Origin of the sequence: Flavobacterium ranwuense, from assembly GCF_004349315.1 — a bacterium.
GTDB classification, from domain to species: Bacteria; Bacteroidota; Bacteroidia; order Flavobacteriales; family Flavobacteriaceae; genus Flavobacterium; species Flavobacterium ranwuense.
Genome location: NZ_SMLH01000010.1, coordinates 13,447 through 31,497, shown reverse-complemented (window position 1 = coordinate 31,497; position 18,051 = coordinate 13,447). Strand labels below are relative to the sequence as shown.

At 34.9% G+C, this 18,051-nt stretch carries 16 protein-coding genes and 1 riboswitch; of the genes, 4 read left to right on the top strand and 12 right to left on the bottom strand.

Annotated elements, in window-relative coordinates:
• Positions 1-64: 64 nt before the first annotated feature.
• The 12 genes from fabG to E0I61_RS14115 all read right to left on the bottom strand — a co-directional run bounded on the left by fabG (position 65) and on the right by E0I61_RS14115 (position 11,567).
• Positions 65-811 carry a 3-oxoacyl-[acyl-carrier-protein] reductase gene (gene fabG, locus E0I61_RS14170; protein WP_131997790.1) on the bottom strand — a complete coding sequence of 249 codons (747 nt, stop codon included), beginning with the start codon at positions 809-811 and terminating at the stop codon, positions 65-67.
• Positions 812-884: 73 nt separating this feature from the next.
• Positions 885-2,207 carry a Na+/H+ antiporter NhaC family protein gene (locus E0I61_RS14165; RefSeq protein WP_132072196.1) on the bottom strand — a complete coding sequence of 441 codons (1,323 nt, stop codon included), beginning with the start codon at positions 2,205-2,207 and terminating at the stop codon, positions 885-887.
• Positions 2,208-2,270: 63 nt separating this feature from the next.
• Positions 2,271-2,367: riboswitch (SAM-I-IV-variant riboswitch) on the bottom strand.
• 127 nt (positions 2,368-2,494) lie between these two features.
• Positions 2,495-2,917, bottom strand: a complete 423-nt coding sequence (locus E0I61_RS14160; protein WP_132072194.1) for a hypothetical protein — start codon at positions 2,915-2,917, stop codon at positions 2,495-2,497.
• Between the two features lie 215 nt (positions 2,918-3,132).
• Positions 3,133-4,005, bottom strand: coding sequence for a succinate--CoA ligase subunit alpha (sucD, locus tag E0I61_RS14155; RefSeq protein ID WP_126451553.1), 873 nt, complete (start codon positions 4,003-4,005; stop codon positions 3,133-3,135).
• Positions 4,006-4,099: 94 nt separating this feature from the next.
• The gene (locus E0I61_RS14150) at positions 4,100-4,462 is read right to left on the bottom strand and encodes a nuclear transport factor 2 family protein (protein ID WP_131997799.1); all 363 of its coding nucleotides are present in this window, start codon (positions 4,460-4,462) and stop codon (positions 4,100-4,102) included.
• 1 nt (position 4,463) lies between these two features.
• The gene (locus E0I61_RS14145) at positions 4,464-5,393 is read right to left on the bottom strand and encodes a UDP-3-O-(3-hydroxymyristoyl)glucosamine N-acyltransferase (protein ID WP_131997802.1); all 930 of its coding nucleotides are present in this window, start codon (positions 5,391-5,393) and stop codon (positions 4,464-4,466) included.
• A gap of 69 nt (positions 5,394-5,462) precedes the next feature.
• Complete coding sequence (gene efp / locus E0I61_RS14140; RefSeq protein WP_113665730.1) at positions 5,463-6,029, bottom strand: elongation factor P; 567 nt, start codon at positions 6,027-6,029, stop codon at positions 5,463-5,465.
• Between the two features lie 54 nt (positions 6,030-6,083).
• A complete protein-coding gene (gene lpxA / locus E0I61_RS14135; protein WP_131997804.1) occupies positions 6,084-6,869 on the bottom strand; it encodes an acyl-ACP--UDP-N-acetylglucosamine O-acyltransferase in 786 nt (261 codons plus the stop codon).
• Between the two features lie 84 nt (positions 6,870-6,953).
• Positions 6,954-8,342 (bottom strand): bifunctional UDP-3-O-[3-hydroxymyristoyl] N-acetylglucosamine deacetylase/3-hydroxyacyl-ACP dehydratase, encoded by a 1,389-nt coding sequence (locus tag E0I61_RS14130; RefSeq protein WP_131997857.1) that lies wholly within the window; start codon positions 8,340-8,342, stop codon positions 6,954-6,956.
• Positions 8,335-9,378, bottom strand: a complete 1,044-nt coding sequence (gene lpxD, locus E0I61_RS14125) for a UDP-3-O-(3-hydroxymyristoyl)glucosamine N-acyltransferase (RefSeq protein WP_131997807.1) — start codon at positions 9,376-9,378, stop codon at positions 8,335-8,337. The genes E0I61_RS14130 and lpxD overlap by 8 nt, the downstream gene beginning before the upstream one ends.
• A gap of 40 nt (positions 9,379-9,418) precedes the next feature.
• Complete coding sequence (locus tag E0I61_RS14120) at positions 9,419-10,648, bottom strand: HD domain-containing protein (RefSeq protein WP_132072192.1); 1,230 nt, start codon at positions 10,646-10,648, stop codon at positions 9,419-9,421.
• Between the two features lie 124 nt (positions 10,649-10,772).
• Positions 10,773-11,567: a 3-keto-disaccharide hydrolase gene (locus tag E0I61_RS14115; protein ID WP_132072190.1), complete on the bottom strand. Its 795-nt coding sequence runs from the start codon at positions 11,565-11,567 to the stop codon at positions 10,773-10,775.
• A gap of 245 nt (positions 11,568-11,812) precedes the next feature.
• On the opposite strand from E0I61_RS14115, the gene E0I61_RS14110 reads away from it, so the two are divergent.
• The 4 genes from E0I61_RS14110 to E0I61_RS14095 are packed head-to-tail and all read left to right on the top strand — an operon-like array spanning position 11,813 to position 18,017.
• Positions 11,813-12,301: a GbsR/MarR family transcriptional regulator gene (locus tag E0I61_RS14110; RefSeq protein ID WP_131997815.1), complete on the top strand. Its 489-nt coding sequence runs from the start codon at positions 11,813-11,815 to the stop codon at positions 12,299-12,301.
• A gap of 28 nt (positions 12,302-12,329) precedes the next feature.
• Positions 12,330-13,445 (top strand): efflux RND transporter periplasmic adaptor subunit, encoded by a 1,116-nt coding sequence (locus tag E0I61_RS14105; RefSeq protein WP_132072188.1) that lies wholly within the window; start codon positions 12,330-12,332, stop codon positions 13,443-13,445.
• Between the two features lie 11 nt (positions 13,446-13,456).
• Positions 13,457-16,627 (top strand): efflux RND transporter permease subunit, encoded by a 3,171-nt coding sequence (locus E0I61_RS14100; RefSeq protein ID WP_132072186.1) that lies wholly within the window; start codon positions 13,457-13,459, stop codon positions 16,625-16,627.
• A complete protein-coding gene (locus E0I61_RS14095) occupies positions 16,617-18,017 on the top strand; it encodes an efflux transporter outer membrane subunit (protein ID WP_132072184.1) in 1,401 nt (466 codons plus the stop codon). The genes E0I61_RS14100 and E0I61_RS14095 overlap by 11 nt, the downstream gene beginning before the upstream one ends.
• Positions 18,018-18,051 lie beyond the last annotated feature (34 nt).

Sequence of the window (18,051 nt, the reverse complement as noted above, 5' to 3'; positions counted from 1 at the left end):
AAAAAATTAATAAGTAGTTCAAAAATCTTTAAATCTTTGAATTCTTCAATCTTTAAATTAAATATTAAGTAAGCATTCCTCCACAAACATTCATAACTTGTCCCGTTACATAAGCACTCATATCTGAAGCAAAGAAAAGACACGCATTGGCAACATCTTCAGTCGTTCCACCACGTTTCAACGGAATTCCGTCTCTCCATCCTTTTACAACATCTTCGTTTAATTTAGCTGTCATTTCTGTTTCTATAAATCCTGGAGCAATTACATTACAACGAATGTTACGAGATCCTAATTCCAATGCTACTGATTTTGAAAACCCTATAACTCCCGCTTTAGAAGCAGCATAATTAGTCTGTCCTGCATTTCCTTTCACTCCTACTACTGAACTCATATTGATTATAGAACCAGAACGTTGTTTCAGGAAAGTACGTTGAATCGCTTTGGTCATATTAAAAACGGATTTCAAATTGACATCAATCACTTTATCAAAATCTTCTTCGGACATACGCATCAAAAGGTTGTCTTTAGTAATTCCGGCGTTGTTTATTAGAATATCAACCGTTCCGAATTCAGCCAAAACAGCATCAACAAAAGTTTGCGCTTCATTAAAATCGGCAGCATTTGATTGATATCCTTTGGCTTTAATTCCAAGAGCGTTCAATTCATTTTCTAATGCCAATGCTGATTCTACAGATGAACTGTAGGTGAATGCAACATTTGCACCATGTTTTGCAAAAACTTCAGCAATTCCTTTTCCAATTCCGCGACTCGCACCTGTAATTATGGCTACTTTTCCTTCTAGTAATTTCATATTCTATCGTTCGTTTGTATTTTTTTTATAAGACAAATATAACAATTCAATTCAAAAATTTTATGCCAAAAGCTTAAACTTTCAAAAATCTATTTATCAATTTATCCCAAAAATTACTGTAAATGGCAATTAAAGTAACTAAAAATAAAAATAAGAGATACCAAGCATTACTGATTAAATCTAAGAAATTCAGTTTACCATTGGCAAAACTTAAAATCAACAAAACTTGCGCGCCATAAGGCAAAATTCCCTGAACAATACAAGCAAAAATATCCAGTAAAGTTGCCGTTTTTTTGGAGCTTAAATTATATTCATCATTAATTTCTTTGGCAATGGCTCCTGTGATAACAATGGAAACGGTATTATTGGCGATAGCCATATTAGTAAAACTCACTAAGGTTCCAATTCCCATTTGAGCCGATTTCTTGTTTTTTATTCTGGATTTAATTTTGTGAATGACAAAATCAATTCCACCTGCTTTTTCTACCAATGCCGCTAAACCACCAGTAAGCATGGATAACAAGAATATATCGGTCATGCTCGTAAACCCTTCGTATATTTTTTGTGCAAATACTAAAATGGTAAAATCAGCACCAACAATTCCAATAATCCCTGCTACCACAATTCCGATTATTAAAGTAGTGAAAACATTAATTCCAATTATGGCAAGGACAATCACTAACAAATAGGGTAAAATAGTGATTAGTTCGTAGCTCGATTTTGGAATAGCGACAGCCGTAACTTCCGAATTTAATCCTAAATAGAAAAGTAAAAAAATGGTAATTACCGAAGCCGGAAAAGCGATAAACAGGTTTGTTTTAAATTTATCTTTCATTTCGCATCCCAAAGACTGAGTAGCCGCAATGGTTGTATCTGAAATCATCGATAGATTATCGCCTAACATGGCGCCTCCCAATAAAGAACCTGCAATTAATGCGAGTGGAGAACCGCTTTTTTCAGCTAGACTTACCGCAATTGGTCCTAATGCCACAATAGCCCCAACCGAAGTTCCTGTAGCAGTCGAAAGAAAAGAAGCAATCAGGAAAATTCCTAATGGGAAATAAGCTACATCAATATTGTTGATTCCTAAATTCACCACCGAATCAACTCCTCCCATTGCTTTAGTGACAGTGGCAAAAGCGCCTGCAAGCAAATAAATTAAACACATGGTTATTATTTTGCTTTCGCCACAACCGGAAATCAAAGTATTTACTTTGTCTTCTGTTGATTGTTTGAAAAGTAAAAAAGCAGCAATAATCCCTAATAAAACTGCTACTGGAGAAGGGAATGCATAAAAATCATTAAGCCAAATTCCAGCTCCTAAAAAAGTTAAAATAAAAATGAATAACGGAAGTAATGCCAATGCATTCCCTTTTTGTTGAATTTTCTTTGTCATAAATAATGGTATAAAATGAATCCATTACCACGACTAACAAATAAACCAAAATATAAAAATGATTAAAACAACATTTTTTCCAAAGGATTTGGCTTATCGTTTTAGCACCTTGCTTGTTGTTGCAGGTTGCTATCCTATTAAAGGATTCGTGATAACGGGTGCAAAAGTAATTAATTATTTATGAAATAATTTGAATTTCATTCAAAATAATAATAATTCAAAAAAAAGCGTCACATAAAAATGTGACGCAATTATAACTAAGATGTTGGAAAACAGACTTTAAATAATTAAAAAGCTACATTCCATTTTGGCAGTCTTCCATTTTCGTCAAGGAAATTTTGTAAAACTTGTCCTTCTACAAATGTTGGAATCACTTTTGTCTTATCGTTGAATGTCTCATACCAAACCACTTCAAGTGTGCTGATATCTTCGATTTTCATTTGTGCAGGCCAAGAATATTTTCTTCCAGTTTTAGCAAATTGATGTCCTTCAACAATTTTGTCTTTAAGACCACCATTTTTAATTTTCAAAGTTCCGTCATTTTGAACGGTTCCAGTAGAACCAACCATAATCAACTCTTTTCCCTCCCCTACTGAATACACTAAAAATACTCCAGATCCTTCTGAAGCATTACAAACTTCTGCTAGACTATCCTCTGTGGTAAATGAAAACTGATTGGTAACTTTGAATTTTTTTAACTCTTTGTACATGTTATTTTATTTTTATTTGAATTGGCTTCGACAAAAAAATACCCCACAAAATCGTGAGGCCCATTAGAAACCATTCGTTTATGTTTGCTCTTATTAGGATTACATCTGAAAAACAGCTGCATTTAATAAAGTGCAAAGATATTTCTTTAATTCAATTTATAATAAAAAAGCCCCACAAATTGTGAGGCTTTTAAAATATTTAATCAAAGCTTAGATTAACCTAAAACTTCTTTTACTTTTTTACCAATTTCAGCTGGAGAATCTACTACGTGAATACCACATTCTCTCATGATTTGTTTTTTAGCTTCAGCAGTATCATCTGATCCACCAACGATAGCACCTGCATGTCCCATTGTACGTCCTACTGGAGCGGTAACTCCTGCAATGAATCCTACAACTGGTTTACGGTTACCATCCGCTTTGATCCAATGAGCTGCATCCGCTTCTAATTGTCCACCAATTTCACCTATCATTACGATACATTCTGTTTCTGGGTCATTCATCAATAATTCAACTGCTTCTTTTGTAGTAGTTCCGATTATTGGGTCTCCACCAATACCAATTGCAGTAGTGATTCCTAATCCTTGTTTTACCACTTGGTCAGCTGCTTCGTACGTTAATGTTCCAGATTTAGAAACAATACCAACAGTTCCTTTTTTGAAAACAAAACCTGGCATAATACCAACTTTAGCTTCACCCGGAGTAATTATTCCTGGGCAGTTAGGTCCTATCAATCTAGCATTTCTTTCTTTAACATAACTATTTGCTTTTATCATGTCAGCAACAGGAATTCCTTCAGTAATTGCAATAATTACTTTAATTCCAGCATCTGCAGCTTCCATAATCGCATCAGCAGCAAAAGCTGGTGGAACAAAAATGATAGTCGTATCAGCTCCTGCTTGTTCTACAGCATCTTTTACAGTGTTAAAAACTGGTCTGTCTAAGTGAGTTGTTCCCCCTTTTCCTGGAGTTACACCACCAACGACGTTAGTACCGTACTCAATCATTTGAGAAGCATGGAAAGTTCCTTCGCTTCCTGTAAAACCTTGAACAATTATTTTGGAATCTTTATTGACTAAAACACTCATGATATATTTTTTATGTAGTTTTTAAAATTGTTATGCAAAAGTATAAAATAGTAATCAGTAATCAGTATTCAGTATTCAGTTTTTTGATACTAAATTATGATAATTGACTCATTTGATACCCTCGAAATAGTTTATTGTCTTTTATTTGCCAAATAACCATAAAATGCGCCAATAACATTTCTTCCCTTGGATTCTCAATCGTTTTCACAAAATGAGAGTATCGTACCGAAATGGTATCATTTTCACTAACAATATGACTAATTCTAACTTTAGATCGAACGTATGCTTTACTTAAATCATTAGATAGATTTAATAAAGAATCGTAATTCAATTGAATCAATCCCTTACTGCTTTTCCATTCAACGATTACTTCAGGATGTAAAAAATCTTTTATGATTTCGCTATCTATAAGAGCATCTGATTTGTAAAATTTCTGAACGATTTCTTTAGCAGACATATTATTTTAGTTTATTTAGAATTTCTGGTATCTTCTTGATATTAGCCAGTTGTTTCAATTTTTCTCTTGATTCTTCAATTGGAGTACCAAAATAAGACTTTCCTCCTTCTACTGATTTTGTAACTCCGGTTTGACCAAGAATAACTGCCTTTGCTCCTATCGTGATTCCGCTGGTGGTCCCTACTTGTCCCCAAATAGTAACTTCGTCTTCAATAATGACACAGCCTGCAATTCCTGTTTGTGAAGCAATTAAACATTTTTTTCCAATAACAGTGTCATGGCCTACATGCACTTGATTATCAATTTTTGTGCCTTCGCCAATAGTTGTATCGCCAGTAACTCCTTTATCAATCGTACAAAGAGCTCCAATTCCAACATTGTCTTTAATAACCACTCTTCCACCTGAAAGTAACTGATCGTAACCTTCGGGACGTTTTTTATAATAAAAAGCATCGGCACCAAGAATGGTTCCCGCGTGAATCATTACATTATCGCCAATTACGGTGTAGTCATAAATCGAAACATTAGAATGAATCAAACAATTCTTTCCAATAACAACATGATTACCGATAAATGTATTTGGCTGTATTACAGTTCCTTCACCTATAGAAGCTGAAGTAGCTATTGAAACATTCGAAAATTGAAATGGCTTGAAATAGTTTGTTAATTTATTAAAATCTCTAAAAGGATCATCTGAAATCAACAACGCTTTTCCATCCGGACAAGCTACATTTTTGTTAATTAAAACAATAGTTGCTGCTGAATTTAATGCTTTGTCATAATACTTAGGATGATCTACAAAAACAATATCGCCTGATTCAACAACATGAATTTCATTCATTCCAGTCACTGGAAATTTTTTATCACCAACATATTCACAGTCGATGATACTTGCAATTTCTTCTAAGCTATGTGTTTTTTGGAATTTCATTTATTTTGTGTTCAGTGTTTAGCAATCAATGTCCAGTATATCTCATTACTGAGCACTGATTACTGTCAGCTATTCCTTAACTCGTTCCATATAAGAACCTGATGCAGTATCAATTTTAATTTTATCACCTTCATTAATAAACAAAGGGACATTTACAGTTGCACCCGTTTCAACAGTTGCTGATTTTGTTGCATTTGTAGCAGTATTTCCTTTAATTCCTGGTTCTGCGTAAGTCACTTCAAGAATAACAGATGCTGGCATATCTACAGAAAGAGGTAAATCAGTCTCTGTATTGATACTTACCATTACATTTTCTCCTTCTTTCAATAAATCTGGCGAATCTAAAATATTTTTATTTAAAGTAATTTGTTCGAAAGTTTCTGTATTCATAAAATGAAAATCATCTCCTTCTGGATATAAAAACTGAAATTTATGGTTTTCCACTCTAACTTCTTCAATTTTATGACCAGCTGAAAAAGTGTTGTCCAATACTTTTCCGTTAGTCAAACTTCTCAATTTAGTTCTAACAAAAGCAGGACCTTTTCCTGGTTTTACGTGAAGAAATTCAATAATTTTGTAAATATCGTTGTTGTATTTAATACACAATCCGTTTTTAATATCTGATGTAGATGCCATTTTTTTGTTTATTTGTTGATTCGTTTATTTGCTAATTTGATTAACGACTTATTCTTAATAATTTCCAGAATATCCTTTCATTACTCCTCTTGATGAATTTCGAATAAAATCAATGATTTCATCTCTTTCCGGTGTCGCTTCCATCTCTGCTTCAATAATACCCAAAGCTTGGGTTGTATTGTAATTTTTTTGATACAAAATTCTATAAATATCTTGAATTTCTTTGATCTTTTCAGTTGTAAAACCGCGTCTTCTTAATCCAACAGAGTTAATACCAACATACGACAAAGGCTCTTTTGCTGCTTTTGTGAAAGGCGGAACATCTTTTCTTACCAAAGATCCGCCTGATATCATGGCGTGATCTCCAATGTGGATAAATTGATGAATTGCTGCCAATCCGCCAATAACCGCAAATTTACCTACGGTAACGTGACCAGCCAAAGCTACTCCGTTTACAATAATAGCATTATCGCCAATGTGACAATCGTGAGCTATATGTGCTGTTGCCATTACCAAACAATTATTACCTAAAGTAGTTTGTCCGGATGCAATTGTCCCTCTATTGATCGTTACACATTCTCTAATCGTACAATTGTCTCCAATTATTGCCAAAGAATCTTCTCCTCCAAATTTTAAATCCTGTGGAACCGCCGAAATAACTGCACCAGGGAATATATTACAATTTTTTCCAATTCTCGCGCCTTCCATAATGGTAACATTCGAACCTATCCAAGTTCCGTCCCCAATAACTACGTTATTGTGAATGGTTGTAAATGGTTCTATGACAACATTTTTGGCGATTTTGGCGCCTGGATGAACATAGGCTAGTGGTTGATTCATCAGCTATTTTTTATTTTTATATTTATCAGAATACAAACGTCAATCTCATTTTTTCAAATGGAGGATTTTAGTTTTAATCTAAATCTATTGTTTTTTGGCAATTTGAGCCATTAATTCTGCTTCAGCAACTAGTTTTCCATTTGCGTAAGCATTTGCTTGCATGTGACAAATTCCTCTTCTGATAGGGGTAATTAAATCACACTTAAAAATTAAAGTATCACCAGGTAACACTTTATGTTTGAATTTGACATTGTCTATTTTCATAAAATAAGTCAAATAATTTTCTGGATCAGGAACGGTACTTAATACCAGAATCCCTCCTGTTTGTGCCATGGCTTCTACAATTAAAACACCTGGCATAACCGGAGCTTCAGGAAAATGACCAACAAAGAAATTTTCATTCATTGTTACATTTTTCATCCCCACAACATGAGTTTCTGACATTTCGATGATTCTGTCAATCAATAAAAACGGTGGTCTATGAGGAAGAACCGCCATAATTTTATGAATATCCATTAAAGGCTCTTGATGCAAATCATAAGCAGGAACATGATTTCTTTGTTCTATTTTTATGATTTTAGCCATTTTTTTGGCAAACTGTGTATTCACAAAATGACCTGGTTTATTGGCAATTACCTTCCCTTGAATTCTTGTTCCAATTAAAGCTAAATCACCGACCACATCAAGCAGTTTGTGTCTTGCCGCTTCATTTGGGTAATGCAACGTAAGGTTATCTAAAATACCATTTGGTTTAACGGTTATTTCGTCTTTTCCAAAAGCTACTTTTAAACTCTCCATGGTTGATGCAGAAATTTCTTTGTCTACATAAACAATGGCATTATTTAAATCGCCTCCTTTTATCAAACCGTTTTCTAACAACGATTCTAGTTCATGTAAAAAACTGAAGGTTCTTGACTCAGATATTTCAGTTTTAAAGTCAGCAATACTTTTCATTGTAGCATTTTGAGTACCTAGTATTTTAGTACCAAAATCCACCATTGCAGTAACTGAATAATAATCGTTTGGCATTACCAATATTTCACTGCCAGAAGCTTCATCTGTAAAAGAAATAACTTCTTTTACTACATATACATTTCTTTTAGCGTTCTGTTCTTCTATTTCTGCTTTTTCAAGCGCTTCAACAAAATATTTTGAAGAACCATCCATAATAGGAAGTTCAGAAGCATTCAATTCAATGATTACATTATCTAAATCACAACCAATTAGTGCTGCTAAAACATGTTCAGGCGTTTGAATTTTTACGCCTAATTTTTCTAAATTGGTTCCTCTTTGCGTGTTTACAACATAATTCGCATCTGCTTCAATAATAGGCTGTCCTTCCAGATCTACTCGAACAAAAGTAAAACCATTATTCACTGGAGCAGGTTTAAAAGTCATTTTTACTTCTTTTCCTGTGTGTAATCCAACTCCAGTTAGCGAAATTTCTGTTTTGATGGTCTTCTGTTTAACCATTGTTTCCATTTTTTTGGTTTAATATTTGTTTTTTTAATTCTTCTATTTCTGCAACAATTTTAGGCAAATTCTTGAAATGAACATATGATTTACTGAAATCATTGTATCCAAATGTAGGGCTTCCTTGCAAGATTTCATTATCTTTTATATTTCGTCCCACACCTGATTGCGCTTGGATTCGAACATTATTACCAATAGTTAAATGTCCTGAGATTCCAACTTGTCCGCCAATCATGCCACTTTTTCCAATTTTTGTAGAACCTGCAACACCCGTTTGAGCGGCAATTACGGTGTTCTCACCAATTTCAACATTATGCCCAATCTGAATTTGATTGTCAAGCTTCACTCCTTTTCTGATAATGGTAGAACCCATTGTAGCCCTATCAATAGTTGTACAAGAGCCTATATCTACATTATCTTCAATAATTACATTCCCTATTTGTGGAATTTTAGTATACGTTCCGTCAGGATTTGGTGCAAAACCAAAGCCATCCGCACCTATTATAGCTCCAGAATGAATGGTGCAATTATTCCCGATTACGGTCTCCGAATAGATTTTTGCGCCAGCGAATAATATTACATTATCCCCTATTATGACATTATCTCCAACAAAACAATTAGGATATATTTTTACATTTTCACCCAAAACTACATTCTGTCCGACATAACTAAAGCTACCAAGATATAAATTATCTCCGTATTTTACACTTTGTGACAGGAAAGAAGGTTGCTCTATTCCACTTTTATTCAATTTCACCTGATTATAAAACTCTAATAATTTAGAAAATGCCGCATACGCATCTTGCACTTTTATTAATGTGGTAGTTAAAGGTGATTCCGGTACAAAAGTCTCATTAACAATTGTTACTGAGGCTTTTGTGGAATATATATAATTAAGATATTTAGGATTTGATAAAAAAGTAAGCGATCCCTCAGTGCCTTCTTCGATTTTTGACAATCTAAAAACTTCTGTCATGGGATTCCCAACAACTTCTCCTTCTAAAATCCCTGCTATTTGTTCTGCTGTAAATTTCATCGCGACAAAAATATAAAAAAATAGATTTTAAATGGTGTTTTTATAGTAGTTGTTTTGGGAAACAGATGTAATACTTGGTAACCAATTTAGATAATGATTTTAAATTCAGCTGATCAGAAGATTCAATTACGTCCTCAATGGTACAGTCTTTTTTCAAAATCCGTATGGGTTCTGCCTCTTTACTGTAAGCTTGATTTTTTATTTTGCCTTTAAAAATAAAATAATTGGTTTCTAATAATGAAATATTATTTTCCAATGCAAAACGTTCTTTTAGTGGCTGTAATTCCTCAATCGCTACTTTTTCACTGGTTAATTTAATTTTTAATAAATCTCGGTTTACAATCATTTTACTCAATGAGGACAATATAAAATCATCATGTTTTTGCCACGATTTTAATGCTCCAATAATATCAAAATCATCTAATTGAGCAAATAAATCCAACGTTTCTGCGTCAAATGTATCTATGGTGACTTTGTTTTGCATGAAAAACAATAATGGTTCACTACAAGGCAACTGCACTCCTTTTAGCGTTAATTCTTTGGCGCGTTTTAAGATTTTCATCAAAATTAACTCTGCCACTAAACTCGTTTTGTGTAAATATGCCTGCCAATACATCAATCGTCTGGACATCAAAAACTTTTCTACGGAATAAATCCCTTTTTCTTCAATTACTAAATAATCGTCTACCACATTCATCATTTGAATCAGTCGTTCTGAGTTGACATTCCCTTCTGCCACTCCCGAGTAAAAACTGTCACGTTTCAAATAATCCATTCGATCCATATCCAATTGACTGGAAATCAATTGCAGCATGAATTTTCTATTGTATTCTCCTTTAAAAACCTGAATTGCTAAACTTAACTGACCGTTAAATTCTACATTCAATTGGTTCATAAATAATAGAGATATTTCTTCATGATGCACATCTTCAACAATACTTTTTTCCATAGCATGTGAAAAAGGCCCATGACCTATATCATGCAATAAAATAGCAATGTACAACGCATTTTCTTCCTCAGGAGATATTAAAACCCCTTTGAAACGCAATACATCGACTGCTTTTTGCATCAAATGCATACAACCTAAGGCATGATGAAAACGGGTGTGATTTGCGCCAGGATATACTAAATACGACAATCCCATTTGGGAAATTCGGCGCAAACGTTGAAAATAAGGATGCTGAACTAAATCGTAAATTAAGGCATTTGGAATCGTAATAAACCCATAAATGGGATCATTGAATATTTTTAGCTTATTGATTTGACTCACTATTAAGTTTTTTTTTTAGGTCAACAAATATAAGTAAATTAGATTCCAAAACAGAAACGTTCCTGATTGTGATTTGGAGCCAAAAAAAAACGGAGCGTTTTTAGCGCTCCGTTTCTATGCTTTTTTAAAGTTTTCTTATCCAAATATTCCTGAATTGGTTTTTTGAATCATGATCTTGAAGCGAAATAACATCATCGCCATGAGACGTAGGGTAATTATGCAAACCAATGTAAAGTGTCAACCCATTTATGGTAGTATTATTTTGCACTAAAACACCATTCAAAAACACAGTGATTCTGGCCGGAGCATCAATTCTGCCATCAGCTTTGAATCGAGGAGCAGTATAAATCGCATCATAAGTATTCCATTCTAATGGAGTCTTTACAGCGTTTACCAATGGCGGATGATCTTTATAAATACTTCCTGCCTGGCCATTGTTATACGTTCTGTTATTGTAGGAATCCAATATTTGCAATTCGTATCTGTTTTGGAAAAATACACCACTGTTTCCTCTTGCCTGTCCACCATCTAAAACGACATCCGGTGCACTCCATTCCAGATGTAACTGACAATCACCAAAGGTCATTTTGGTTTGAATGGCTCCAGAACCTGGAACAACTTCCATATAGTCTTTATCAACAATTTTCCATCCTGCAGGCTTATTTACATCTTTTTGACTTACCCATTGCTCTAAGTTTTTACCGTCAAATAAAATAATGGCATCTGAAGGTGCGTTTCCAAGGGTTTTAGCAGGCGTGATTGCTTTTACTTCCGGTTCCCAAATTTCCGTCATTTCGGGTTTCATTGGCATTGGAGAAACCTCCGGTGGAGTGTTCTCATATTTGTGTTGCGCCATAGCTACCGTAGCAGAAAATAAGGCAATTATTAAAAAAGAATTCTTCAAGTTTTTAGATTTCATAATTAAATTAATTTGGTTTGATAAGATATAAACAGATGGTAATTATTGACTTTTCAATATTAAGCATTTTTTTATCACGAACTAACTTTTAATTTAAATAGAACTAATTGATGGCTAAACTTTAGATTTTAAACAAAAACCAAATAGTAAAACCTAGAGAAACAGTTTGTTGAAAAAATTAACACAAATTTAAGTTCGTTTAGTTCGGTAAATTTCGAACTAACTGTAATTTTGCAAAAAAAATCATGGCTGCAATACAAAAAGAGAGAGAAGAACTTATCGAAATGTTCGGAATTCATTTTGAGTTACTATACAATATACCGCCATTATGTTCCAGAATTCTTGCATTACTTATAATTGATGGCTGCAAGACCGGATTAACTTTTGAACAAATAGTCGAAAAACTGGGTGCCAGTAAAAGCTCTATTTCAACCAACTTGAATCTGCTTCTAAAAATGGATAAAATAAATTACTACACTTTATCCGGTGACCGAAAAAAATATTTCAAGCCTTCTCCATTCAGTGAAAGATTGACAAATTATATCAAAATACTTGATTTTGAAAAAAAAATAATAGACAAATTAATCATTTACAGAGAGAAAACAGTCTCGTGTGCTGAAGAACAATGCAATATGGAAAATGTCAAAGCCTATAAATCCCATGTTTGCGAAGTGGAAGAACTTTTGATGAAAACGATCGAAAAATTCAAAGAAATAGAAAGAAATAACACCTAAATATAAATCCAAAAACCCAATTATAAAAATGAGAAAACTTTCAATATTTTCAATATTTGTTTTGCTAATTTTAGCATCATGTGGCAAAAAAGAAGAACAGCAAATGCCTTCTATAGTGGCTGCTCCTTTTCCAGTTCAAACTGTTACCTTACAAGATGCAATTGTTTATCAAGAATATACCGCCAACCTTGAAGGGCAGCAAAATGTAGAAATCCGTCCAAAAGTAAATGGATTTATCCAAAAAATCTATGTTGATGAAGGTCAGCTTGTGAGAAAAGGACAATTGCTTTTCAAATTAGAAACACAAACTTTAAACCAAGATGCCTCAGCTGCAAAAGCAATGGTGAAAGCAGCTCAGGTTGAAGTTGACCGATTAAAACCTTTAGTAGACAGAAAAATAATCAGTAATGTTCAGCTAGAAACTGCTAAAGCAAAATTAGCTCAGGCCAGAAGTGCATATGGTAGTATTGCTGCAAACATTGGTTTTGGAACTATCGTTTCTCCCGTAAATGGAGTTATCGGAAGTTTGCCTTTCCGCGAAGGAAGTTTAGTGAGTTCAACCAGCGAAATGCCGCTGACCACGGTTTCTGACACAAAAATTGTTCGTGCTTATTTTTCGATGAATGAAAAACAATTGCTGCTTTTTAATAAGACTTTCAAAGGGGCAACAACTGCACAAAAATTAAAGGCGGCTCCAGAAGTTTCCATGCTTTTAGTTGACAATTCCGAATACGATCAAAAAGGAAAAATCGCAACAATCAACGGTCTGGTAAATCCAACAACAGGAACTACGCAGTTCAGAGCAGAATTTAAAAATCCTGAAGGAGTACTAAGAAGCGGTAGCAGCGGGATTATCCGTTTACCAATTATTCAAAAAGAAGTAATTCTGGTTCCCCAAAATGCCGTTTTTGAAGTACAAGGAAAACAACTGATTTATGTTGTAGGTCAAGGAAATAAGGTAAAATCCAGAATTGTTACTACAAACGGAACATCTGATTTGAATTTCATTGTAACAGAAGGTCTTGTGGAAGGCGATGTTGTGGTAATTGAAGGCGCATCAAAATTAAAAGATGATATCGTAATTGTTCCTCAACAAACAAAAAATGAAATTCAACTAACAGCAACATCAACTCCAGCTAAATAATAATTCACAAGATGCTAAAAACTTTTATTGAAAGACCTGTTCTTTCGACTGTAATTTCGATTCTAATAACCATTTTGGGGGTTTTGGGATTGATGTCATTACCTATTGAACAATACCCCGAAATCGCACCTCCAACAGTTCAAGTCAGTGCTATGTATACCGGAGCAAATGCAGAAACTGTATTGAATAGTGTCGTGATTCCATTGGAAGAAGAAATCAATGGTGTGGAAGGAATGACATACATGACTTCCTCTGCAGCAAATGATGGTTCTGCTAAAATCTCCGTTTATTTTGAACTTGGTGTTGACCCGGATATTGCTGCGGTAAACGTTCAAAACAAAGTTGCCCGTGCTATCAGTAAATTGCCTCAAGCAGTGGTACAAACAGGAGTTACAACCCTGAAAAGCCAGACTAGTGCCTTGATGTTCTTTGCTTTATATTCCAATAACAAAGACTTTGACGAGACTTATATCCAGAATTACGCCAAAATAAATCTAGTACCAAAATTACAACGTGTAAAAGGTGTTGGACAAGTTAATGTTTTTGGAGCCAAAGATTACTCGATGCGAATTTGGATAGATCCTGCAAAAATGGCTACGTATAATGTTTCTCCAAAAGAAATTCAAGCTGCTTTACAAGAACAAAATGTAGAAGCTGCTCCAGGGAAATTTGGTGAAAATGCCGAAGGTGTTTATGAATATGTAATCAAATATAAAGGACGACTTTCTGAAATAAAAGATTACGAAAACATTGTTATAAAATCTACCGGAAATGGAAATTTCCTTCACCTGAAAGATGTTGCCACTGTAGAATTGGGAGGTTTCAATTATGGAACCAAGAATATCGCAATGGGTAAACAAGGTGTTGCTGTTGGAGTATTTCAAACTTCAGGTTCAAACGCACAAGATATTATTGAAGAAGTAATGACCATCTTGGAAGATACAAAACCAGACTTCCCAAAAGGAGTTGACTATGTAATTCCATTTAATACCAAAACATTTCTGGATGCTTCTATCGATAAAGTAATCACAACATTAATTGAAGCTTTTATTCTGGTATTTATTGTAGTATACATCTTCTTGCAAGATTTTCGTTCTACTTTAATTCCTGCGATTGCAGTTCCGGTGGCTATTGTAGGTACATTTTTCTTCCTGCAATTATTTGGATTCTCTATCAATATGTTGACTTTGTTCGCTATGATTCTCGCCATTGGGATTGTCGTCGATGATGCCATTGTCGTCGTCGAGGCGGTGCACGCCAAACTAGATGAAGGAGCAAAATCAGGAAAAGAAGCAACCATCTCAGCAATGAGTGAAATCACAGGTGCGATTATTTCCATCACAATGGTAATGGCCGCAGTATTTATCCCGGTGTCGTTCTTGAGTGGACCTTCGGGAGTATTTTACCAGCAGTTTGCTATTACATTGGCAATTGCGATTTTAATTTCTGCAATTAATGCTTTGACGCTGAGCCCTGCATTGTGTGCCTTATTCTTAAAACCACATGCAGATTCTGATCATCATAATGCAAATTTGAAAGATCGATTTTTCTTGGCTTTCAATACCAGTTTTGATCGAATGAATAATAGATATGTTAAGTCTCTGGGATTCTTGGCAAGAAAAAAATGGATTATAGTGGTTGCTTTAATCGTATTTTCTGGAATCACTTTTATATTATTCCAAACGACGCCTTCCGGATTTATTCCAAATGAGGACCGCGGAATTATCATGGCCGATTTAACACTTCCTCCAGGAACGACATTGGAGAAAACTCAAAAAGCAGTAAAAGAATTGGATACTATTTTAGGTTCAATGGATATTGTTGAAGCCAGAATGAGTGTTGTAGGTTTCAGTTTATTGAATAGTGTAAATGGAGGTTCTTATGCCTTTACAGTAATCAAATTGAAAGACTGGAAATACCGTAAGGAAGCCAATCAATCAGTAGATGCAGTGGTGAAAGAGTTGTTCGGAAGAACCGCTCACTTCAAAGATGCAAGAGCCTTGTTTTTTACACCTCCAAGTGTTCAGGGTTTTGGTTCAGCTGATGGTTTCGAATTAAAAATCCAAGATAAAGGTGATGATGATTGGGCTACAGTGAGTAAAGTGAGTAATGAATTTTTGGGAGAATTAATGAAAAGACCCGAAATTCAATATGCGCAGACCAATTTTAATCCAACGTTCCCACAATTCCAAATGGATATTAATGTGGAAAGAGCCAAAGATGCCGGAGTATCAATTTCGGATATTTTCAATACGATGCAAGGCTATTATGGAGGATTGTATACCACGGATTTTAATAAATTTGGTAAACAATACCGTGTGATGATTCAGGCAAAACCGTCTGATAGAGCGACCGAAGCTTCCATCAATAATATTTATGTGAAAAATGCTGCCGGACAACAAGTTGCAATTAGCCAGTTTATAGATTTAAAAAGAATCTACGGACCTGAAGCTGTTGCCCGATTTAATATGTTGAAAGCGGTAAACGTAAACGGAAAAGCAAATCCAGGTTACAGTACTGGCGATGCCATTAAGGCCATTCAGGAAGTTGCCGAAAAGCATTTACCAAAGACGTATAGTTATGAATTCTCGGGGATGACCCGTGAAGAAATTCTGGCTGGAACTCAAGCAATTTGGGTGTTCTTACTAAGTTTAATATTTGTTTATTTCTTATTAAGTGCACAGTATGAAAGTTATTTAGTTCCATTATCGGTATTGCTTTCACTACCTGTGGGTATTGCCGGAGCGATTGGTTTTGTGAAATTGGCAGGATTGGAAAACAATATTTATTTCCAGGTTGCACTGATAATGCTTATAGGACTATTAGCGAAAAATGCCATTCTGATAGTTGAGTTTGCTATCCAGCGACGACGACAAGGAATGGATATTACACAAGCCGCTATTGAAGGAGCAAAAGCACGTTTACGTCCTATTTTAATGACCTCATTGGCCTTCATATTTGGTCTGTTACCTTTGGCTTTGGCTACTGGTGTTGGAGCTGTTGGTAATCGTTCTATCGGTATGGGAGCAGTTGGCGGAATGTTAGTTGGAACAATTTTAGGGGTATTTGTAATCCCTATTTTGTTCATCATCTTCCAAGGATTACAGGAAAGAATTACTGGAAAACCATTCGGAGAAAAAGAATCTGATGTTATACTTTTAAACGAAGAAAATGAAGAATAACTTAAATAAAATAGCAGTACTTGTTGTAACAGCAATGGTAATGCAATCCTGTTTTGTAGCCAAAGATTACAAACGACCGGAATTAAAAACGGAAAATTCATACCGAAATGAAATCATTTCAACTGATACCATTTCACTTGCCAATGTGGCTTGGGAAAACGTTTTCACGGATCCGCTTTTACAGGGTTATATCAAAAAAGGGTTAGAAAATAACCTTGATATCAAAATTGCCATGCAAAATATTGCAGCGGCAGAAGCAACTATGAAACAAGGAAAAGCGGGGTACTTCCCCACTCTTTCTGCAGGTGCCGATTGGACACATCAACAGCTTTCTAAAAACAGTCAGTTTGGTGCTCTGTTGCAAGACAGAAGCACCAATCAATATCAGTTGACTGGAAGTCTTTCGTGGGAAGCTGATATTTGGGGGAAAATAAGAAGCAACAAGCGTGCTGCAAATGCCGCTTATCTGCAAACAACAGCTGCAAAGCAAGCGGTAAAAACGCAATTGATTGCTAACATTGCAGCAACGTATTATCAATTACTTTCGGTTGATGCGCAAATAAAACTAGCAGAGAAAACGTTGGTTAACAGAAACCAAAGTATCGAAACTATTATTGCATTAAAAGATGCCGGTAATGTAACCGAAGTTGGCGTGAAGCAAACCGAAGCTCAAAAATATGGTACCGAAATTATCATTGCCGATTTAAAAAATAGCATCATCATTCTTGAAAATACCATGAGTATTCTCATGGGTGAAGGTTCTGCAAAAATTGAAAGAAACACTTTTGAGTCACAATCCATGCAACCTACAATTACGCTTGGTGTTCCTGCAACTTTGTTACGAAACAGACCTGACGTAATCGCAGCGGAATACAACTTGATTTCAAATTTTGAACAGACTAATGTGGCCAAAAGTAATTTTTATCCAATATTAAAACTTACTGCTACCGGTGGACTTCAAAGTATTGATTTGAAAGAATGGTTTAGTGTCAATTCGATTTTTGCAAACGTGATTACGGGATTGACTCAGCCTATTTTTAATCAAAGACAAATTAAAACGAAGTTTGAAATTGCAAAAGCCAATCAGGAAAAAGCTTATCTTCAGTTTGAGCAGTCGTTATTGACCGCCGGAAAAGAAGTTTCGGATGCTTTGGCTCAGTACAATAATGAAACGTATAAACTCACCGTTAGAGAAAAACAAGTGGATGCGTTGAATAAAGCCACTGATTATTCGGATGAATTATTGACGTACGGGTTGGCCAATTATTTAGAAGTTTTGACTGTAAAAGACAATGCTTTGAATGCAGAACTAAGCTTGATAGACAATAAATTCCAACAATATAAAGCCATAATTCAATTGTACAGAGCCCTTGGCGGTGGCTGGCAATAGTGAGATTGCTTGACTAATTATTATTGATTCCTGT

Excerpts from the sequence above, each read along its gene's own strand:
- fabG (WP_131997790.1), bottom strand. The coding sequence starts at position 811 with ATGAAATTACTAGAAGGAAAAGTAGCCATAATTACAGGTGCGAGTCGC.
- E0I61_RS14165 (WP_132072196.1), bottom strand. The coding sequence starts at position 2,207 with ATGACAAAGAAAATTCAACAAAAAGGGAATGCATTGGCATTACTTCCG.
- E0I61_RS14160 (WP_132072194.1), bottom strand. The coding sequence starts at position 2,917 with ATGTACAAAGAGTTAAAAAAATTCAAAGTTACCAATCAGTTTTCATTT.
- sucD (WP_126451553.1), bottom strand. The coding sequence starts at position 4,005 with ATGAGTGTTTTAGTCAATAAAGATTCCAAAATAATTGTTCAAGGTTTT.
- E0I61_RS14150 (WP_131997799.1), bottom strand. The coding sequence starts at position 4,462 with ATGTCTGCTAAAGAAATCGTTCAGAAATTTTACAAATCAGATGCTCTT.
- E0I61_RS14145 (WP_131997802.1), bottom strand. The coding sequence starts at position 5,393 with ATGAAATTCCAAAAAACACATAGCTTAGAAGAAATTGCAAGTATCATC.
- efp (WP_113665730.1), bottom strand. The coding sequence starts at position 6,029 with ATGGCATCTACATCAGATATTAAAAACGGATTGTGTATTAAATACAAC.
- lpxA (WP_131997804.1), bottom strand. The coding sequence starts at position 6,869 with ATGAATCAACCACTAGCCTATGTTCATCCAGGCGCCAAAATCGCCAAA.
- E0I61_RS14130 (WP_131997857.1), bottom strand. The coding sequence starts at position 8,342 with ATGGTTAAACAGAAGACCATCAAAACAGAAATTTCGCTAACTGGAGTT.
- lpxD (WP_131997807.1), bottom strand. The coding sequence starts at position 9,378 with ATGAAATTTACAGCAGAACAAATAGCAGGGATTTTAGAAGGAGAAGTT.
- E0I61_RS14115 (WP_132072190.1), bottom strand. The coding sequence starts at position 11,567 with ATGAAATCTAAAAACTTGAAGAATTCTTTTTTAATAATTGCCTTATTT.
- E0I61_RS14110 (WP_131997815.1), top strand. The coding sequence starts at position 11,813 with ATGGCTGCAATACAAAAAGAGAGAGAAGAACTTATCGAAATGTTCGGA.
- E0I61_RS14105 (WP_132072188.1), top strand. The coding sequence starts at position 12,330 with ATGAGAAAACTTTCAATATTTTCAATATTTGTTTTGCTAATTTTAGCA.
- E0I61_RS14100 (WP_132072186.1), top strand. The coding sequence starts at position 13,457 with ATGCTAAAAACTTTTATTGAAAGACCTGTTCTTTCGACTGTAATTTCG.
- E0I61_RS14095 (WP_132072184.1), top strand. The coding sequence starts at position 16,617 with ATGAAGAATAACTTAAATAAAATAGCAGTACTTGTTGTAACAGCAATG.